At 64.0% G+C, this 18,760-nt stretch carries 18 protein-coding genes and 4 pseudogenes; 10 read left to right on the top strand and 12 right to left on the bottom strand.

Annotation, left to right across the window (positions count from 1 at the left end):
- Positions 1-13: 13 nt before the first annotated feature.
- Positions 14-841, bottom strand: a complete 828-nt coding sequence (locus tag AB1446_02990; GenBank protein MEW6545869.1) for a PTS system mannose/fructose/sorbose family transporter subunit IID — start codon at positions 839-841, stop codon at positions 14-16.
- Positions 822-1,586 carry a PTS sugar transporter subunit IIC gene (locus tag AB1446_02985; GenBank protein MEW6545868.1) on the bottom strand — a complete coding sequence of 255 codons (765 nt, stop codon included), beginning with the start codon at positions 1,584-1,586 and terminating at the stop codon, positions 822-824. The genes AB1446_02990 and AB1446_02985 overlap by 20 nt, the downstream gene beginning before the upstream one ends.
- 881 nt (positions 1,587-2,467) lie before the next feature.
- On the opposite strand from AB1446_02985, the gene AB1446_02980 reads away from it, so the two are divergent.
- Positions 2,468-2,716, top strand: a complete 249-nt coding sequence (locus AB1446_02980; protein MEW6545867.1) for a DUF433 domain-containing protein — start codon at positions 2,468-2,470, stop codon at positions 2,714-2,716.
- A pseudogene (locus tag AB1446_02975) lies at positions 2,713-2,850 on the top strand (DUF5615 family PIN-like protein). Before AB1446_02980 ends, AB1446_02975 begins: the two are co-directional and overlap by 4 nt.
- A gap of 88 nt (positions 2,851-2,938) precedes the next feature.
- Here the strand turns inward: AB1446_02975 and AB1446_02970 are convergent.
- Together AB1446_02970 and AB1446_02965 are read right to left on the bottom strand one after the other, a co-directional pair.
- Positions 2,939-3,418: pseudogene (locus AB1446_02970) on the bottom strand (asparagine synthase-related protein).
- A gap of 157 nt (positions 3,419-3,575) precedes the next feature.
- Positions 3,576-3,870, bottom strand: a pseudogene (locus tag AB1446_02965) (phosphoenolpyruvate hydrolase family protein).
- A gap of 111 nt (positions 3,871-3,981) precedes the next feature.
- Here AB1446_02965 and AB1446_02960 point away from each other — a divergent pair.
- Entirely contained in the window at positions 3,982-4,314 is a 333-nt protein-coding gene (locus AB1446_02960) for a DUF1360 domain-containing protein (protein ID MEW6545866.1), read from the top strand.
- A 56-nt stretch (positions 4,315-4,370) separates the two neighbouring features.
- Here AB1446_02960 and AB1446_02955 read toward each other — a convergent pair.
- The 5 genes and pseudogenes from AB1446_02955 to argF form a co-directional block, all read right to left on the bottom strand.
- Positions 4,371-4,481: pseudogene (locus AB1446_02955) on the bottom strand (ATP-binding protein).
- 203 nt (positions 4,482-4,684) lie between these two features.
- A complete protein-coding gene (locus AB1446_02950; protein ID MEW6545865.1) occupies positions 4,685-5,197 on the bottom strand; it encodes an aldehyde ferredoxin oxidoreductase N-terminal domain-containing protein in 513 nt (170 codons plus the stop codon).
- Positions 5,198-5,224: 27 nt separating this feature from the next.
- Entirely contained in the window at positions 5,225-6,166 is a 942-nt protein-coding gene (gene arcC / locus AB1446_02945) for a carbamate kinase (GenBank protein MEW6545864.1), read from the bottom strand.
- Between the two features lie 8 nt (positions 6,167-6,174).
- Positions 6,175-7,518: a 4-aminobutyrate--2-oxoglutarate transaminase gene (gabT, locus tag AB1446_02940; GenBank protein ID MEW6545863.1), complete on the bottom strand. Its 1,344-nt coding sequence runs from the start codon at positions 7,516-7,518 to the stop codon at positions 6,175-6,177.
- 135 nt (positions 7,519-7,653) lie between these two features.
- Entirely contained in the window at positions 7,654-8,592 is a 939-nt protein-coding gene (gene argF / locus AB1446_02935) for an ornithine carbamoyltransferase (protein MEW6545862.1), read from the bottom strand.
- 161 nt (positions 8,593-8,753) lie between these two features.
- Between argF and AB1446_02930 the strand changes: the two genes are divergently transcribed.
- The 5 genes from AB1446_02930 to ylbJ all read left to right on the top strand — a co-directional run bounded on the left by AB1446_02930 (position 8,754) and on the right by ylbJ (position 15,710).
- Positions 8,754-10,397, top strand: a complete 1,644-nt coding sequence (locus AB1446_02930; GenBank protein ID MEW6545861.1) for a PucR family transcriptional regulator ligand-binding domain-containing protein — start codon at positions 8,754-8,756, stop codon at positions 10,395-10,397.
- Positions 10,398-10,945: 548 nt separating this feature from the next.
- Entirely contained in the window at positions 10,946-11,806 is an 861-nt protein-coding gene (locus AB1446_02925) for an arginine deiminase family protein (GenBank protein ID MEW6545860.1), read from the top strand.
- Between the two features lie 117 nt (positions 11,807-11,923).
- Positions 11,924-13,354 (top strand): sodium:solute symporter, encoded by a 1,431-nt coding sequence (locus AB1446_02920; protein MEW6545859.1) that lies wholly within the window; start codon positions 11,924-11,926, stop codon positions 13,352-13,354.
- Between the two features lie 374 nt (positions 13,355-13,728).
- Positions 13,729-14,133: a hypothetical protein gene (locus AB1446_02915; GenBank protein ID MEW6545858.1), complete on the top strand. Its 405-nt coding sequence runs from the start codon at positions 13,729-13,731 to the stop codon at positions 14,131-14,133.
- 293 nt (positions 14,134-14,426) lie between these two features.
- Positions 14,427-15,710: a sporulation integral membrane protein YlbJ gene (ylbJ, locus tag AB1446_02910; GenBank protein ID MEW6545857.1), complete on the top strand. Its 1,284-nt coding sequence runs from the start codon at positions 14,427-14,429 to the stop codon at positions 15,708-15,710.
- A 110-nt stretch (positions 15,711-15,820) separates the two neighbouring features.
- Here ylbJ and AB1446_02905 read toward each other — a convergent pair whose 3' ends face one another.
- Together AB1446_02905 and AB1446_02900 are read right to left on the bottom strand one after the other, a co-directional pair.
- Positions 15,821-16,153, bottom strand: coding sequence for a rubredoxin-like domain-containing protein (locus AB1446_02905; GenBank protein ID MEW6545856.1), 333 nt, complete (start codon positions 16,151-16,153; stop codon positions 15,821-15,823).
- Between the two features lie 49 nt (positions 16,154-16,202).
- Complete coding sequence (locus tag AB1446_02900) at positions 16,203-16,706, bottom strand: rubrerythrin family protein (GenBank protein ID MEW6545855.1); 504 nt, start codon at positions 16,704-16,706, stop codon at positions 16,203-16,205.
- Between the two features lie 263 nt (positions 16,707-16,969).
- Here AB1446_02900 and AB1446_02895 point away from each other — a divergent pair, with 263 nt between their 5' ends.
- Both AB1446_02895 and AB1446_02890 read left to right on the top strand, forming a co-directional pair.
- Positions 16,970-17,422 (top strand): hypothetical protein, encoded by a 453-nt coding sequence (locus tag AB1446_02895; protein MEW6545854.1) that lies wholly within the window; start codon positions 16,970-16,972, stop codon positions 17,420-17,422.
- 37 nt (positions 17,423-17,459) lie between these two features.
- Positions 17,460-18,242, top strand: coding sequence for an IclR family transcriptional regulator (locus AB1446_02890; protein MEW6545853.1), 783 nt, complete (start codon positions 17,460-17,462; stop codon positions 18,240-18,242).
- A gap of 42 nt (positions 18,243-18,284) precedes the next feature.
- Here the strand turns inward: AB1446_02890 and AB1446_02885 are convergent, their stop codons facing one another.
- The gene (locus tag AB1446_02885) at positions 18,285-18,566 is read right to left on the bottom strand and encodes a hypothetical protein (GenBank protein MEW6545852.1); all 282 of its coding nucleotides are present in this window, start codon (positions 18,564-18,566) and stop codon (positions 18,285-18,287) included.
- Between the last annotated feature and the right edge of the window lie 194 nt (positions 18,567-18,760).

Below are 18,760 nucleotides of genomic sequence, written 5' to 3'. Positions count from 1 at the left end.
CCCACGCCCGGTTTCATGCCAGCCAGCCGAGCGCCCCAAACACCATTCCGATGACGAAGAGGATGAGGATCACCCACAGCGGGTTCAGCTTATAGCGCTTCAGCAGCCAATAGGCCAGAACTGTGAAGGCCACCGGGATCAACCCGGGCAAGATGGCATCGAGTTGCTTTTGCACCTCTACGGTCTGCTTCACAACCTGTCCCGCAACGGTGACCGTCTGAGTGTACGTGAGGGGGGTCTTCGCGGCGATGATTGAGGGTATGAACCCGCCCAGCACGATGAGCCCCAGGATCATCGCACCTTCAGTAAGGCGCGCGATGGTTCCCCCAGCCAGCGAGGTGGCAAGCTGGCGCCCCTGCGAATACGCCCACATGAATTGCCAATACCGCACCAGGGTGTATGGTACGGCCACCAAGAGGATGACCAGGAGAGGACCCGCCATGCTGCCCTGCAAAGCCAGGGACGCCCCGATGGTGAAGATGATGCTGTTGTAAAGCGCCCACACCAGGGTGTCGCCCACGCCCGCCAGCGGGCCCATAAGGCTCACCTTAACCCCTTCAGCGGATGCCGGAGCACCAGCCTCCTCCATGGCCGCTGCGGAACCTAGGATCAGCGGCGCCCCCACGACAGGGTTGGTATTAAAGAACGCCAGATGCCGTTTCAGGGCTGCTACCAACTCGTCCCTACTAGGATACAGCCGCTTCAGGATAGGAACCATGGCATAGCAGAACCCCAGGGCCTGCATACGCTCGTAGTTCCACGATATCTGGAAGCTCACCAGAAATCGCCAGAACGAGCTCAGCAGATCTCCTCTCGTAAGCTTACGCTCGGCGGCCTGCACCCAAGGTCACCCCCTCGTCCCGGTACTTCAGCACGATGAACATGATGCTCACGGCAAGGGCGAAAATCGCTATCCCCAGTAGTGCCGTGTGCAGGTACGCATACAGCACGAAGCCCAGCAACAAGAAGTACCAGTACCGTTCCACTGGCATGATCTTCAGCAACATGGCAAAACCGAGAGCCGGCAGGATGTGCCCTACCGCGCTCATTCCGTTCATGAACCACTGCGGAATGGATTCCGCGAAGGACTGAACCGCTCCACTACCCAACCAGCAGGCCAGGAATACCGGGATCATGCGCGACAGCGCCCACGGAGTGAAAGCTGTCCAGTGCATGAGCGAGATGCCTCGCAGATCCGCCTTCTCAGCATACCCGTCCGCGGCATGGATCCAGAAGGTGGGCAGGAACCGTCCCACCACGTCCAACTGAGTCATCAGCAGGGCAGCCGGGATCCCCACGGTGAGTCCGAATTCGAGCCCCTTGCCTGCCACCACTGCAAACGCGGTCCCCAGAATGGCACCCGTCTGGTAATCGGGTATGGTAGCACCGCCGTAAGTGTACACCCCCAGGGCCATCAGTTCCATGGTTGCACCAATGGCCATCCCCAGGGTGACATCACCCATGATCAGCCCGGCGCCAAACCCGGCGATGAGAGGCCGGAACCCCAAAAAAACGGTCGGACCCAGAATGTCGAAGATGCAGAGCCCTGTCCAGATGGTGAGGGCAATCACCTGCCAAAATTCCACACCGCCTCACTCCCTTCCAAGAAGAAGTGCACTTGGACTTAGCTCGGGGATGCGTGCGCTCTTCCCCCCTTTTCGTTCACGCCTGCACCGGGCACACGACGACTTCCGAGGATCGCTCGCCAAAGGGTCCCGTTCACCCAGCCCCCAGACCCTCCCTGTATCCTCCAGCACCGCCAACGGCGAGGGTACGGCAAAGAGAGTTGCGGCGATGAGGGGAACAGCTGTGAAGCTGTAGGCCGCCGGGTCCGGCAGCACGAGAGGCAACCGCATCGGTCCGCGCGTCCGGGCCGTGGGGCGAGGCAGTGGCATCACCTCCGGTACGGTTGACCTGTTGTACATACCATTCGACGCAGGATCCGGAATTCCTCCAGGAAGGGCTTGCCCCCTCTGGCGGCAGCAATGCCCCCCAAACCTGACGCAGATCTCCCTCCGGTCGTAGGACAAGCCGATCCCTCCCAGGCGGCCGAGGTCCTGCCGGCAGGGTATGTACGCCCGGATGCCCGCTTCGGGTGAGGTCCCGCCTCGTGGCAGCGTCGTAGCCCTTAGGCACTCCCGTAGCACCCTGCGTATCGTGACGTTCAGCGGCACCTCGCAGTACTCGCCCCCCTTGCCCTGCCTCACCCGCACGCGGACCCACATCCCATCCACACCGTTCCCGGAGAGCACCCCCGTTCACAAACAGCAGCACCGCCTGTGGACACTATGGATTCTGTGGATAACCACCGCCAGGAGCAGCCGCTCTCCAGGGCTGATATAATACGGGACCGGCGCGCAGGGTGCCGAAAGCCCGGACACAAAACCCGGTCCCAACACCCGCAGCCGAGAGCGCTGCCCAGCCCCCGGGCCGGCATCGGTGGGCCAGCTTCGGAAGGAGTGGTACGATGCCCAGAGAAGAACTCCTTGCCCGCATATCCGTCAACCCGAACGTGTGCTTCGGCAAGCCCTGCATCAGGGGCCACCGCATCTGGGTGTCCCTCATCCTCGACCTACTGGCGAGCGGCATGAGCATTCCGGAAATCCTGGACGCATACCCAGGGCTGGAAGAGACCGACATCCACGCCTGCATCGCCTACGCGACGGAAGTCGCCAGGGAGCGAGTCATCGACATCCCCGCGGAGGCAACCCCGTGAAGCTCAAGCTGGACGAGAACCTGGGCAGGCGCGGGACGGAAATACTGCGCCGGGCAGGCCACGACGTGGCCGCCGTGCCTGACGAAGGCCTCTGCTCGGCGACGGACGCAAGCCTCATCGAAACCTGCCGCCAGGAAGGCAGGTGCCTGGTAACCCTCGACCTGGATTTCGCAAACCCGCTGCGGTTCAGGCCCTCCGAGTACCCCGCGCTGCCCAGGGCCCGTCCGTGTCCGGGTGGAAAGCGCTCGAGTGGAAGTGGCGGTCGTTGCCCACGTAATCCACCGAATACGAGCGGAGCGGCTCGGAACCCGCACGCGACAGCTCACCGGCGGCAAAGGCCGTGACCGCACTGGAGTCGACACCGCCGGAGAGAAACGTGCACACCGGCACGTCGGCGACAAGCTGACGCCGGACGGCGTCCTGGAGCAGCTCTCGTATCCTCCCCGCGGTCGCAGAGAGGTCGTCCTCGTGAGGACGGCTTTCCAGGAACCAGTAGCGGTGCAGGCGTGTCCCCCGGCGCCCAAAGAGAAGCCAGTAGCCGGGTTTCAATTCGCATACCCCCCGGAAGACCCCGTGCCCCGGGGTCCGGGCCGGGCCCATGACCAGTACCTCAGCCAGACCCTCGGCATCCACTTCCGGCTCGATGGCGGAGTGGGCGAGCAGAGTCTTCAGCTCGGAGCCGAAAATGAGGCCGTTCCCCCGCCAGCCTCACCCCCTCTTGCACGAGCCGGCTCCCCCGGGTGGCACCATCAATCGGGAGAGGTGCTGATCGTTGCCCGGCAACTGGGCACACGCGATATCGCCGAATCCCCACTCCGCCAACCCGTGCAGTATCCCGAAGACCCCCAGGAGCCTCAGGGCTGATGGCCCGCTCAGTGGGCAGCCGTTCGATGCTGGAGGCACCAAAGAAGCCGGTGATCCCGGGCATCCTCTCCAGGGCACGGCCCACGTTGGCCGGCTCATCCGGAGGCCCTCCATGGCACAGTACGATGATGTCCGGGTTCACCTCCCTGGCTGCCTTCGCCATGGCCAGCACTCTCTCTGTCGTACCCCATGCCGGTGCCTTCCAGGTTGGCCCGGAATGCCCCGTCGATGAGGCCCACGGTGGGGAAGCTCTGCACGCCGCTGAAGTTGATCCGGATGAGCTCCTCCAGTATATCCCTCGGTACTTCCCGGGAGCGGGGTGCGCCGCCGCATCTGCCATAAGGGGCGCAAGTGGGTGTCGCCGGCAGGGAACCATAGCGGAGAGCGAGGGAAGTGGACAGATGCGGGTGACCATTGTTGACCTGGTGGTGCTGATCCTGGCCAGTTTTCGCCTCACCCACCTGGTGGTATTCGATCAGATCACGGCCCCGGTTCGCAACGCCCTGAAGCGCCGGCTGGGGCCGCTGGTATCCTGTTTCTGGTGCTGCGGAGTCTGGGTCTCTGCCGGACTGGCCCTCGGCCTCGCGTACTGGCCGGCAGTATTCCGCCCTCTGGCCGTCGTCTTCGCGGTGGCGGGGGGTCAGAGCTTCCTGGAAGGGCTCCTCTGGTGCCTGAAGTCTATTTCCGCTGCAGCGGCGAACCCGCGCGCAGGTGCCTCCGACGACACAACATAACCTTCGAGAACGGGAAAAGGCCCTCGGTCTTCGCGAAGTAGCCTCCGGCTTGAGCTCTGGTCCAGCAATGCCTGCACGGTGGTGAACAGGACCCTTTTTCTCGCCATGCAGGCCTTCAGGCCCAGGGCGATGGCGAGGTGGGTCTTCCCCGTTGCTAGCCCAGGGTCAGGGAGAAAACCACTACCCGGCAGAGCATCGTTCCGAGCGGGACGGTGTGGGGGGACCAGTCAAACTGACCTTGCTCCCCGGGGGGCGTCTCGAATCTCATGCTGGCCCGGGCCGATGCCTGGTTCTCCCGCAGCTTCTCCAGGTACCCAGCCCGGCGGCGCAGCCGCCGCGGTCAGCCCCTCCTCCAGCCCCCCCGGGTTTCCTATGCTGCCCCCTCCCCCGCCGGACCGATGGACGCCACCCGCACCCGCGCATCCCCCAGTTCCTCGCGGATGGCCCGCTCGGTGGCAAAGGTGCCCAGACCCCACAGGCGCAAGGCGTCGCGGATCTCAGCCCGCCCGTCATGCACGAACAGGTAAACGGGTCGATCCGACGCCCCCGTCACCACCACTGCCTCGAACCCGGCGAACTTCAACTCGGGCGCCAGGTATCCCCCCGCCTCGGCTTCCCCATATCCCCCGGTGAGGGGCGACTTGGCGGCTACCGTGAAACGCGAATACCCCGGGATGGGGAGCCCGCTCACCACGCTCCCCGCGAACACCAGCACGTTCTCGGGCCCCAGCGGATCGGCCCCGGCAGGCACCTCCTCGAGCAGGTAGTGGCCCGCGAATCCCTTGCCGCCCACGAATGTGCGCCGGAATCGGTCGCCGGCCTCCTCAACCGTCACCGCCCTGCGGGTCAGGTCAACTCTCAGAACGAAAGCCCCGTGAGCCACCATCGCAAGCCTCCTACGGCGCTGACCCTAACCGGGCACGACTTGCGTACCGGCCTGACCGGCCAGGGCATCCAGGGCCTGCGTGAGGGAAGCGATGATGGCCCGCCTGCCCCCGGCCTCCACAAACCGGCAGCACGCCTCCACCTTCGGACCCATGCTCCCCGGCTTGAAGTGCCCCTCCTTCTGCAAGGCCCGCGCCTCCCACACCCCAAGACGCGACAGGAAACGCTGGGTGGGCCTGCCATAATCCACCGCCACCTGAGGTACGTCTGTCAGGATCATGAACACGTCCGCACCCAGCCCGCTGGCCAGCCGCTGCCCCGCCAGGTCCTTGTCAATCACCGCCTCCACACCCCGCAGGGTGCCATCCGGCTCCCGCACCACCGGAATGCCACCCCCACCGGTGCAGATCACTACGGCATGGTCACGCGCCAGCTGCCGGATCGCGTCCAGCTCCACGATCTCCTTGGGGTCAGGAGACGGCACCACCCTCCGCCAGCCCCGACCCGCATCCTCCACCCACGCCTCTCCCCGGGCCATCCTCTGCCGCGCATACTCCTCCGTGTAAAACGGCCCCACCGGCTTGGTCGGCCTGGAGAAAGCGGGGTCATCGGCCGACACCACCACCTGGGTCACTACGCTGGCAACCGACCGAGGCTCCATCCCCCGCCGCACCATCTCGTTGTGCAGGCTCTGCTGGATCATGTACCCGATCATGCCCTGGCTCTCAGCCCCGCAGATGTCCATGGGCATGGCCGGCACCGCGTCCGTGGCCTGGTTCTGGATGATGATGTTCCCCACCTGGGGCCCGTTGCCGTGGGTCAGCACCACCCGGTACCCATCCTCCAGCAGGGTGACGATCTGCCGGCAGGTGGCCCGCACGTTCTCCAGTTGCTCTTCCGCCGTACCCCTCTGCCCCGGCTGAAGGATGGCATTGCCGCCCAGCGCAATCACGACGAGTTCGCCCACGACCAACACTACCTCCGCTCGCGTGCAACTTCAGAAATCGCCTGCTCCAGAATCGAGAGAGCCTCGTCCAGCTGGTCGTCGGTGATCACCAGGGGTGGCAGGAACCGCAGCACGTTCCCGTACCGGCCCGCCTTGAGCAGGATCAACCCGTGTTCGTACGCATACTGGATGATCGCAGCCGCCTCCGCCGTAGCGGGCTCCTTGGTCTGCCGGTCCCTTACCAGTTCCACCGCCACCATCGCCCCCAGCGCCCGCACATCGCCAATCAGGGGATAGCGCGCCTCCAGGTCGCGGCAGAATCGCCCGATACGCTCTCCCACCTGCTGCGCACGGTGCAGGAAGCCCGGCTCTCCAATCATCTCAAGTACCCTCAGGGCCGCCGCACACGCCACGGGATTGCCACCGTAAGTCCCCCCGATGCCGCCCTTGTGCACGGCATCCATGATTTCGGCCTTCCCAATCACCCCCGCCAGGGGCAGCCCGGCAGCAATCGACTTGGCCACCAGCAGCAGGTCCGGCTCAATCCCCTCGTGCTCCACGGCAAACAGCTTCCCCGTCCGCCCAAACCCCGTCTGCACCTCGTCCGCTATGAACACGATCCCGTACTTTTGGCAGATCTCCTTCAAACCCCGCAAATACCCCGGCGGAGGGACGATGAACCCGCCCTCCCCCTGCACCGGTTCCACCACCAGGGCGGCCACATTGCGACCCCCCACCTTCTCCTCCAGGCTCTCCTCGAAGGCACCCAGGCAGTAAAGCCCGCAGCCGGGATGAGACCTGCCATACGCGCACCGGTAGCAGTACGCATACGGGAACCGGTACACCTCGGGCGCGAAGGGACCGAAGCCATCTTTGTACGGCATAAGGTGGCCCGTGAGGGTCATGGTGAGCAGGGTGCGGCCGTGGAAGGCGTGGTCAAAGCACACCACCGCCTGCCGCCCCGTCGCCCTCCGGGCGATCTTCACCCCGTTCTCCACCGCCTCCGCCCCGCTGTTCACGAACATGACCTTCTTGGGCGTCGGACCAGGAGCCACCTTCGCCAGGGCCTCGGCCAGGTCCACGTACGACCGGTACCCCACCACCATGAAGCAGGTGTGCAGGAACCGCCCCGCCTGCTCCCGCACCGCCTCCACCACCGGGGGCGGGCAGTGACCGGCGTTCACCACCGCGATGCCACCCGCGAAGTCAATGAACACGTTGCCGTCCACGTCTTCCAGCACGGCACCGTCCGCCCGCTCCACAAACACGGGTGTGGCGAACGATACGCCCTGGGGCACGTAGCGAGCCCGCCGCTCCAGCAGTTCCCGACTGCGGGGACCCGGGATCTCGGTGCGCAATCTGATGGTACCCACTTAAACCCCTCCTCTGGTGAGCCGCACCACCCGGCGACTCGTACCCCGTCGCCACAACCAGCGCCCCACGAACCCTTGACCGGATCCCAGGGGAGAATGGCGGCGGGCGACAGGCCCCGCCCGCCGCCCCCCTGCCTACTGAACCACCAGGCTCAGGATGGCCTTCTCGGTGTGCATCCGGTTTTCCGCCTGATCCCACACCACGGACTGCGGACCCTCGATCACCTCGTCCGTCATCTCCTCGCCCCGGTATCCCGGCAGGCAGTGCATGAAGATGGCGTCTTCCTTGGCCAGCTTAAGGGTTTCGCTGTTGACCTGGTAGCCAGCGAAGTCCCGCAGGCGCTGCTCCTTGTTGGCTTCCGGACCACCCATGCTGTGCCAGGTATTGGCGTAAACCACGTCCGCGTCCCGGAAGGCTTCCTCGATATCGGTGGTCACCACCAGCTTCGCCCCCGACCGGCGGGCCCGCTCCTGTGCCACCCGCATCACCTTCTCGTTGGGATCGTAACCCGCCGGCCGGGCCAGGTACACGTGGAAGCCAAAGGTTCCCCCGCACACCAGCAGGGTATGGGCCACGTTCCAGATGTCTCCCACGTAGGCAACCTTGAGCCCCTCCAGGCGCCCCTTCTTCTCCCGCATGGTGAGCAGGTCGGCCAGCCCCTGGCAGGGATGCTTGAGGTCGGTCAGGGCGTTGATCACCGGGTTCTTCATGTAGTAAGCGAACTCTTCCACTATCTCCTGGCCGAACGTCCTGATCACCAGCGCGTCGCAGTACCGGTCGATGACCCGCGCCGTGTCCCTGATCGGCTCCCCGCGCCCCAGTTGCAGTTCGTCCGGCCGCATGTAAAACGATTGCGCCCCCAGGTGGGCAACGGCCGCCTGGAAGGAAACACGGGTCCGGGTGGACTTCTTTTCGAACAGGATGCCAATCGCACGCCCCCGCAAATACTCGTGGGGCTCCCGGCGGGCCCACTTGCGCTTGAAGTCCGCCGCCGTGTCCAGCAAGTACTCGATTTCCTCCCGCGTGTAGTCCATCAGGGTCAGAAAGTCGCGGCCGCGGAAACGATCCCTCATCCGTAAGCACCTCCTCGCAATCCGCGCTGGCCATTTCGCGCCCGCCTATCCAATCCCCTAGTAAGTTCCAACAAAGATGGGGCCAGATCTTTAGACCAGATTCCAAGGCGGGAAGCAGGAAACGAAGGTTACCCGCGGCGAAGAGGCAAGGCGGTGGGAACATGCTGACGGTGGGTGAGGCGCTGGGCATCGGCGTGATGCAGCGGGCGCGCCTGATCGCGGGCGCGGGCGGCCTGGGCAGGGTGATCCGCACCATAACCGTCATGGACACCCCCGACATCAAGAACTGGCTCCGGGGTGGAGAACTCCTGCTGTCCAACATCTTCGTGATCAAGGACAACCCCGAGGAGCAGGTCCGCCTGGTTCAGGACCTGGCCGAACGCGGCGCGGCCGGGCTGGGCATAAAGCTCAAGCGTTATGTGGAATCCATTCCGGCCAAGATGCTGGAACTGGCTGACAGCCTGGACCTGCCCCTCATCGAAATGCCCGTCGACTGCGCGTGGATCGACATCATGATCCCCTTGTACACCGAGATCATCAACAGGCAGGCAGCCCGGCTGAGCCGAGCCTGGGAAATCCACGACACTTTCACGCGGGCCGCCCTCGAGGGCCGGAGCATCCAGGGGGTGCTGGAGCTGCTATCCTCGCTCACCGGGTCAGCTGCCGCCATGGTAGACGCAGAGGGCAACATCCTGGCGGCCCATCCCCCGGGATCGTGGGACGAGGCGGCCATCAAATGGGCGTTGCCGGTGGCACACGGGGCCAATGGACCGGCTCCCCCACCGGACGAGGCCCCTGCCGCGGAGAACCGCCGCGTTTTCCCCGTGAAGGCCGGAAAGCGACTGCACGGATACGTGCTGCTCCAGGCCCCCGGACCGATCAGCGAAGCCGACTGCACCGCCCTGGAACACGCCGCCACAGTGCTGGCCCTGGAAATGGCCAAGCTGCAGGCCATCAGCGAGGTAGAGCGCCGCTTCGAAAACCAGTTGCTCTGGGACCTCCTGAACGGAAATATAACGTCAAAGGAAGCACTCGAATTGCGGGCCAGACACGCTGGCATGAAGCCGGCTCCCGGTTACGCGGTGATTGTGCTGGACATCGACGGGTTCGAACGCTACTGCCTCGAAGTCCTCCGCGACGAAGAGAAGGCACAGGAAGTGCGGGAGCACTTCGTACGGAGCGCGCGTTCGTCAGCGGCTTTCCACATGCCGTCCAGCCTGTGTATGGATCTCAGCGACAGCGTCACGGTACTCGTGCCGGTGCTCACTCTGGACCGCAGGGAGCTGATGCGCCTCGCCGCGGCCATCCGAAACGAGATCCTGCCTGCTTTGCCGGGCCTGACTGTGTCCGCCGGCATCAGCCGCGTATGCCGGGGACTCGGGGAGCTTCCCCGTGCATACCGGGAGGCACGCCAGGCCCTCGAACTGGGCAAGGAACTCAAAGGTGCAGGCCACGTCACCGATTTCGACGAGCTGGGCAGTTACCGGGTGCTGCTCACCTCGGGGAACCGGTCCGAGATAGAGAGCTTCTGCCGCGAGATACTGGGACCCCTCGAGCAGCGGGAAAGGGAACAACCAGAGCTTATCGAGACCCTGGCCGCCTTCTTCCGCTGCAACTGCGATCCCATCCAGTGTGCCCGGGAGCTTTTCGTCCACCCCAACACGGTGCGCTACCGCCTGCGGAGAGTCGAAGCGCTTTGCGGTATCTCGTTACACAACCAGGAAGACCTCTTCAATCTCCAACTCGCGCTCAAATTGCGCCGCCTCGCGCCTGGCAACTCGATGCGGCAAACGCACAGAGCGTGAAAACCACCGTTGACGCAGGTCGCCATTCGGGACTCTCCAAATAATCTACTGCTGACTAATCACTCGGCGTGTACAAGCTGGGCGATACTGCTTTGTGGTTCACAATCGAGACCTCTCGCCCGGTCCAACGCTACCTCGTCGCCCAGGTTGCCCGGTTCCAGCAGCATGCTCCTCCGCCATGTACGCTCGACCCCCAGGACGTCCAACGGACGGCTGCTGCGCCGCCCTTGGGAACCCCCCAAGCCGCACGGCTCGGGGCGCTTCAGTACTCCCGGGCCGGGAGGCAGCAGATCGAGGATTCCATCCAGCAAGCTCTTCCCATCTGAATTGCTCACGGGACCCACCCGAGCACAGGGTAGTAGCACTGTTCACCTTCGTACGCACCCACACTACTCGGTCTGCAAGTTTGGAGTGTTCTACAAAGGTCGCCAGTACCTCCTGCCGAACTGCGTTAGGTGAAAGGCTCCCACTGGATCGCACCCGCCGTCGGATACCGCAGGAATGCGCCTACGGACGGGTGGGCGGACACGGCAAAGGAGGAGGACGCAATGGAGACTTACGTGCCGGATTCGTGGAGTCCTCTGAAGCAGGTTCTGCTCTGCCCCCCCACGTACTTTAGCTTCCAGCCCATCAACGAGATCACCCGCAAGGTACTAGCCCAAGGAGAAACCGCCAAGCTGGAGGCAGTCCAGAAAGAACACGGGGAACTGGTGGCCGCGTACCGCTCCGCTGGTGTGCAGGTCGAGTTGATCGAGCCCGAGCCCGACCTGCCCTACATGGTTTATGCCCGTGACTTCGGCGCATGCCTCGCGGAGGGCGTCCTCATCGGCCGTTTCCGCGAGCCAGTCCGCCAGGGAGAGGAGGTGGCGTACCAGAACAAGTTGCGTGCATTGGGGATTCCCATCATCGGCAGGGTGTGGCGCGGTGCCTTCGAAGGCGGAGACTTCTGGTTTCTCGATGAGGCTACCATCGCACACGGCGTGGTGGCACGCTCCGACTGGGAAGGCGTGAGATGTGCGCAGGAGATCCTGCAACCCCTGGGATACCAGGTCATACCGGTACCCGTAGACTCCAAATACCTCCACCTGGACATGTGCTTCAACATCGTGGCGCCGCGGGTGTGTGTGGCCGCCGTGGACGTGTTGCCCGACTTCTTCGTGCGCACGCTGCAAAAGCGCCGCTTCGAGATCATCAGGACCTCTGCGCAAGGCGTGTTCAAGCATTACTGCAATATCCAGGCCCTGGGCAATGGAAAAGTACTCAGCTTCGAGGCCAACCGCGAGGTCAACCGAGCCCTCGAGGCGCTGGGCCTGGAGGTCATAGCAGTAGGCCTTTGGGAGATCCTCAAGGGCGGCGGCGGGCCGCACTGCATGACCTTCCCGCTGAAGCGGGAGGGGCAAGCCGAGTAAGGCCGGTGCCAGCGAACTCGCTCGCCGACGCGGGGGGTGAGATGGGAAACCCGAGCGAGCGCACGCGGATCTACTGGTGGCGGCAGTTTCGGGAAACGCTTGAGGAGGTGACGCAGCATGGGTGTCACGTGGCTGGATTACACTGTGATCGTCCTGTATTTCGCCTTCATGCTGGCCATCGGCTACTGGGGCATGAAGCTCAGCAAGACACTGGACGACTACCTCGTCGCAGGCCGTCGGTTGCGAACACCATTTTACATGGCCTGCTTGGCCACCGTAGTGCTGGGGGGAGCCAGCACCCTGGGCAGCGCCAAGCTCGGCTACAAGTTCGGCATCTCCGGGTTCTGGCTGGTATTCATGCTCAGCTTCGGCGTGCTGGTCATGGGCTTCCTCCTTTCGTCGCGCATCTCCGCCCTGCGCCTCACTAGTGTGTGCCAGATGCTAGAAAGACGTTATTGCAGCGGTGCCCGCTACCTGAGCGCGGTCATCATGGTCGTCTACGATATGCTGGTGGTGACCGTGCAGGTGATCTCTATCGGGACCATCATCAGCGCCATCTTCGGGTGGAACCTCACCGCATCCATGTTGGTCGGCGGTGCCATCGTACTCGCGTACACCACTTCCGGCGGCATGTGGGCGGTATCCATCACCGACGCCGTCCAATTCACCTTCATGACCATTGGCATATTCTTCCTTGCGCTGCCGCTGGGCTTGGCCAAGGTCGGCGGCTGGGCCGCGCTCACCGCCAAGTTGGAGCCTCATTACTTCTCGCTCACCAATATCGGTGGCAAAACCATCCTCGCTTATTTCCTGCTGTTCTTCTTCGGGATCATCATCGGCCAGGATATCTGGCAACGCGTGTTCACCGCCCGCAACCCGCGCGTGGCCCGCACTGGCACCATTCTGGCGGGGCTGTATGGCATTTTCTACGGCGTGGCCATGGCGATCATAGGCATGGTTGCGCTGGTTCTCTTCCCCAAGCTGCCCGACCCGCAGTACGCTCTTCCTATGGTCGCGATCCACGCGCTACCTCCCGGGGCAACGGGCATACTGCTGGCCGCCGCCATATCGGCCCTCATGTCCACAGCTGACGGATGCATGCTGGCTTCTTCCACCGTGCTGGTCACGGACCTGATCCTTCCCCTCTCGCGCCGCCAGTTCACCGACCAGGACAAGCAGCGGCTGGTCCGACTGTTCACGTTCCTAGCTGGACTAGTGGCCATCGTCTGCGCGGTATGGATACAGGACATCCTGGCGGCACTCGACCTAGCTTACGCCCTGCTTTCCGGCGCCATCGTCGTGCCCATCGTGGCAGGCTTCTACTGGAAGCGCGCCACGTGGCAAGGTGCCATGTGGGCCATCGGCCTGGGATCACTTGCCGTGATCGTTGGCCTGGCCCGGGAAGGCCTCTCAGCCACAAACCCCATCATTTACGGCATCATCACCAGCATCGTGGTCTTGGTGGCAGCCAGCCTTCTCACCCGACCAGACCCGCAACGGCTGCAAACCTGGGAAGAGACCATCTCCCACGCTCATGAGCAAGTCTGATCCGCCGTGCGAGTTCGGCTAGCACTGCTGCGCAACGTTAAGTGATCTGACAGGCCTACCTCTTCCTGCGGTGCAAAAGCCGTTACCCCCTAGATCGGTAAACGGACAAATGCCATAATCACTCCTGCCCTGATGTACCTTGTCCTTGCCGTCCAACGCGGTCGCTGGTACCCCACCGGTGACATTTAACCGTTCCTTTTCCAGGCCTCCAGCCAGCGGAGGCCAGTTTTTCTCTGGCTACACTCCATCGCTTCAGGGTTGCAGCCCCTTGCCAGAAGCAACCAGCTCAGCCAGCTAACTCTGGCGATGATCACGATAAGCTGCCGTCACGAAGCCGGTATCATCACGCCCCGCGGCCCCGACGACGGGCAAGAGTGCGTCGAAACGCGTATTCCTCTACGCACGGGGTTCGGCTTCCCTTAGACGATGGGCACCATCTTCGTGCGCATCCTGTTCACGGTCATGATAGCCTTCTTGATGCGGTTGCCCTACCTCAACGCCGTCGGCGGCCTCATCCTGCTCTTGATCACCTGGAAGCTGGAGCCGACAGCGGCGACGAGAAACACACGGGCCTGGGCGCGGACTTCTGGGGCGCGGTGTGGGCAATTATACTGGCTGACATCTCAACAGGCTTCGACAAGATGATGCCAGTGGCCAGAGCCGCTCATGGCAGCGCCCTTCTCGTCGTCCTCGGGCTGGCTATCAGCATGCCCATCCTGATCTGGGGCAGCACCTGGGTGGCGAGGCTCATGAACTCGTACCCCTCGTCATATTCCTGAGCGCAGCCGTCCTCGCCCACACCGCGCTCGGCATGATCATCGAAGACGAGGGGCTGGGATTGGCCCGCCACCTGGGGCTCGCCGGCGTCCTTGCGCCCTGGGTCGCAGCACTTCTTGTTGCGGCATGGGGCTGCAGGCGGGCTTCTGCCTGGGCTTCACCACCGGCCCGGCCCCAGGGCTACCACGCCCTCCCGCTCAGCGTATAGGTGGCAGCCGGGAGTCATAGCATGAAGCGGGGTACCAGACGGGGCCCCCTCCTCTGAAGCATACGAGCACAGGCGAGGTGCTGATCGTTGCCCCGCAACTGGGTACACGTCATATCGGGAATGGTGGCGCTGCTTCTGGTGGCAGCGCTCATCGTCTATTCGGAGGAAGCGTTCCAGGCTGCCGTGGCGGGCATGAAGATCTTCTGGGAAATCGTCTTCCCCTCGCTCCTGCCATTTTTTGTGCTGTCGGAAGTCATGCTGGCCCTGGGCGTGGTGCACTTCCTGGGTGTGATCTTTGAGCCCCTCATGCGGCCCCTGTTCAACGTCCCCGGGGCCGGGGCTTTTGTCATGTCCATGGGCCTGGCGGCAGGATATCCCATGGACGCCGTGATAACGGCCAAATTCCGCAAACGGGGTCTGTGCAACCAGGCGGAGGCGGAACGCCTGCTGGCGTTCACCAACACCGCAGATCCCCTGTTCATGTTCGGAGCAGTGGCGGTGGGAATGTTCCGGCTCCCCGAACTGGGGGCCGTGCTTGCCCTGGCCCATTACCTGGGTGCCTTCTGCGTGGGTCTGACATTCCGCCTGTACCGCCGTTCCGCTCCCATCACCCCTGCCCTGGGCATGAACCACGTCTCGGGCGACGTGCTCGCCACAAGCAACCCCGTGCGCCGCAGAGAGAACCTGCCCTTGCGGGCGGTGCGAGCCCTCATCCGCGCGCGGCGCGAGGACGGCCGTCCCTTCGGCCGCATCCTCAGCGACTCCGTGAACGAGTCGGTTAAGACCCTCCTGATGATCTGCGGGTTCATCATGTTGTTCTCGGTAGTGATCCGGGTGCTGCAGAGCCTGGGAGCGGTAGCGGTCATGGCAATACCGCTGCGGGTGGTACTCTCCGCCGTGCACCTGGACCCCGGCCTCGCGGACGCCCTCCTGAGAGGCCTTTTCGAAATCGACCTCGGCACCATGGCGGCCGGGACGGCTCCCGCGCCTCTCACCGAGCGGGCGATCGTGGCCTCGGCAATCATCGCCTGGAGCGGTCTCTCCGTGCACGCTCAGGTGGCAAGCGTGATGGCTGGCGCCCACATACGGATGTCGCCCTTCGTGGCCGCGCGGGTACTGCATGCCCTGTACTCAGCGGTGTTTACCGCGATACTGATGGGCCCGCTGGGCATGCTGACTTCCCGGCTGGCCACCCCCGTGATGGCCGCCATGACCACCGCCGCAGGGGGAAACCCCTGGCCCCCCCTGGTGAGCCTGCGCCTGGGAGCCGCACTCCTGTGCGGAGCAAGCGGCATAGTCGCAATTGCCCTCGCGGCCATCCTGGTCGTTATCCTCCTGTCCCGCATAAGGGTGACCGGGTTCCGCATGTAGGCATCCAACACGATGGCCAGGGAGGGCAGGGCCAGCATCACGAGGCGGCCCGGGGGCGCTCATCCCCCGGGCCAGATTCGCCTCCACCATGGACAAGATGGCCCTAACGGCTACCCCCACTTGCCCTTCTTCACGTGGGTTTCCAGTTCCGCCTTCACGTTCTGGGACAGTTCCCGGGCCGCCACCTGAGCCTTCTTCGCCAGTGCCACACACCCGGGATCGAGGGCGTCGTCTTCTATACGCGCCGCCGTATCGCGCACCTTCTCCAGCAAATCGATCAGCTTGACCTCCAGCAGGTTGGTGAGACGGGAACGGTCTATCAAATTCGCCCTCTCGGGGTCCACCTTCTCGTATTTCTCCGCAGGTGCCCCGCACTTGGGACATACCGAGGGCGGGGCATCCCCGTCATGGATGTAACCGCATACGGTGCAACGCCACTTCATCGGGAATCCTCCTCTCCCCACGATGATCGCGCTATGTGGGCCCCCGGAGTCAGAACCGGACGTACCGATCGCCCCTGGCCCCGCAGATGGGACACCGATCCGGCGGCTCGCCCATCGCGGTATGACCGCACAGGGGGCACACCACGATGGGGGCGGTACCGATGCACTGGCCCGCCTCCACCTTTTTTCGCGCCTCCAGGTACAGGGCGGCGTGGATTTTTTCCGCCGCTGCGGCCCACCCCATGCTGCGCTCGGCCTCCTTCACCCCCTGCAGTTGCGCTACCGCCAGGAAAGCAGGGTACATCTCCTCCACCTCGTAAGTTTCCCCGCCAACAGCCTTACCCAGATTTTCAGCCGTCCCCCCCAGTTCGCCGAGGGCCTTCAAGTGATTGGTGGCGTGCACCTGCTCGGCGTACGCGATGGCCCGGAACAGGCGGGCCACGTTGGGATGACCCTCCTTCTCAGCCTTCTCGGCGAAAATCAGGTAGCGCATGTGGGCCTGGCTTTCCCCTGCGAAAGCCGCTCTCAGGTTTTCCTCCGTCATCTTCCCCACGGTTTATCCCCCCTGTTGCAGGCATAGCCTCACACTTCCCGGGCGACCAACACGGGGCACATCACATTCATGGCCACCCCTCCTTCCCGCGACTCGTCCTCGACCACCATGACAGGGACCGGTTACCCGGTTCTAGAATAGCAGTAACGATTCCTTTTTGCAAGCAGGTATTACATCGGAACACGTCGAAAATAGCAGGGCGAAACGAAAACATGTACTCCGCGCGATACCTTAGGGGAGGTGGTACCGGGAGCGCCGTACCCGTGTTCAAAGACGTGTACTGGGTGGGGGCGGTGGACCGGAACATCCACTGGTTCCATGGCCCCGCGTACCCCACACATCGGGGCACCAGCTACAACGCCTACCTTATGCTGGACGAGAAGATCACCCTGGTGGACACCGTTCACGCACCCTTCGGCGACGAAATGGTGAAGAACGTCTCCGAACTTGTTCCCCTTTCCCGGCTACAGTGCCGGGCCCTGGGCCGCCGGGTGGCCCAGTCCGTCGCCACCCCGGCAGGAGCCCAGATCCTCAATTCTCCGCAAGGCACAACGCTCCAGCTCTATATCAGACGGCTGTTCCGTTGGACGGGACAGCCGATTTGTCATTGCCACGGGAACCGGCCAGCACCCGGCAACCTGCCTTCTGCTGGTACCGGCTGTGCCAGGGCTAAACAGCAGGATCGGCCGGGAACCCGTCGAAGCCATGTAAAGTAGAACTCGGTTCCTGCTACGAGAACGGGAGGTGGGTGGCGTGAGCGGTCGCAAGCCCGAGCCGGGGGTAACCCAGGCCGTGGACCGGGCGCTGCAAATACTGCTCCTGCTGGGGTCAGAAGGGCGCGAGATGGGGGTGAGCGAGATCGCATCCCGCCTGGGGGTATGGAAGTCAACCGTCCATCGCGCGCTGGCCACCCTGGCGGCGCGGGGATTCGTCGCCAAGCAGCCGGGAACCGACCGCTACTTCCTGGGCGTCAAACTATTCACCCTGGGGATGCGGTGGCGGGAAAAGGTAGGCCTGGTGCCGCTGGTGCGCCCTGCCATGGAGAAACTCGCCGCAGAGGTGGGGGAGACGGTCCACCTGGTGGTCCTGGATCCCGATCCGGGCGCATCCCACACCGTGGTCGTGGTGGACAGGGTGGATTCCAACCACATGCTCGGGATAACACCCAGAGTGGGGTTCGGCTCGGCTGCCCATTGCTCGGCGGTGGGCAAAGTACTGCTGGCCTATTCTCCCCCCGAACTGGTCCGGCGAATCGTGAGCGCCCGGGGGTTGCCCCGGTTCACCCCCAACACCATCACCGACGAACAGGCCCTCCTGGCCGAGCTGGCTCTCACCAGGGAACGCGGATTCGCTATAGACAACGAGGAGATGGAGATCGGGCTCTACTGTGTGGCTGCTCCCGTTTGCGACGCCCACGGCAGCGTGGTGGCCGCCCTGAGCATCTCCGGGCCAGCGGCACGTCTGTCGCCGCGCTGTGAGGAACTGGCCCGGGCAGTCAAACAGGCAGCCAGCGAGGTTTCCGCCGGCCTCCGGTAGAAGGCGAACCGGAGTCGCCGCCGTCGCCTGTAGCTTCTGGCATCATGTTGTCCGCGGGGCCCTGCGCGGTGGCCCGGGCGCGCTCCTTTTGGCAGGCGCAAACAGGTCCTTCAGGGAGCGCAACTGCACGTCGTGATCCGCCACCTTACCCACCAGGCATTCGTGGCGCATTTCCAGCTGCAGCTGCCTTTGCTCCAGCCTCTTTTGTCCTTCCTCGAGCCTCACCTGCTGCTCCCGTAAGGCTCGTTGCTCCCTTTGCAGCTCTGCATGACTCGCCTGCAGTCCCTGGAGCGCAGCCAATATCTGGTCCAGGGTCTCCTGCATCACGTCCAACCTCCTCGATGGGAATGCCCCCATCCGCGGGAGAGGCTCTTCCCACGTTCAGCGCTGAGGGATCAGCGGCGGAGGGTTTGGAGCACTTCCCCGCGGGAGTCGCGGATGGTCACCTCCATGGGCATCTGGCCGGGGAGGGTGTGGGTGGCGCAGCCGAAGCAGGGGTCGTAGGCCCGGAACGCCAT

The sequence above is a fragment of the Bacillota bacterium genome, assembly GCA_040757085.1.
Lineage (GTDB): Bacteria > Bacillota > Sulfobacillia > JACIYH01 > JACIYH01 > JACIYH01.
The sequence above is the reverse complement of the archived record's forward strand: the minus strand, read 5'-3'. Positions and strand labels throughout refer to the sequence as shown.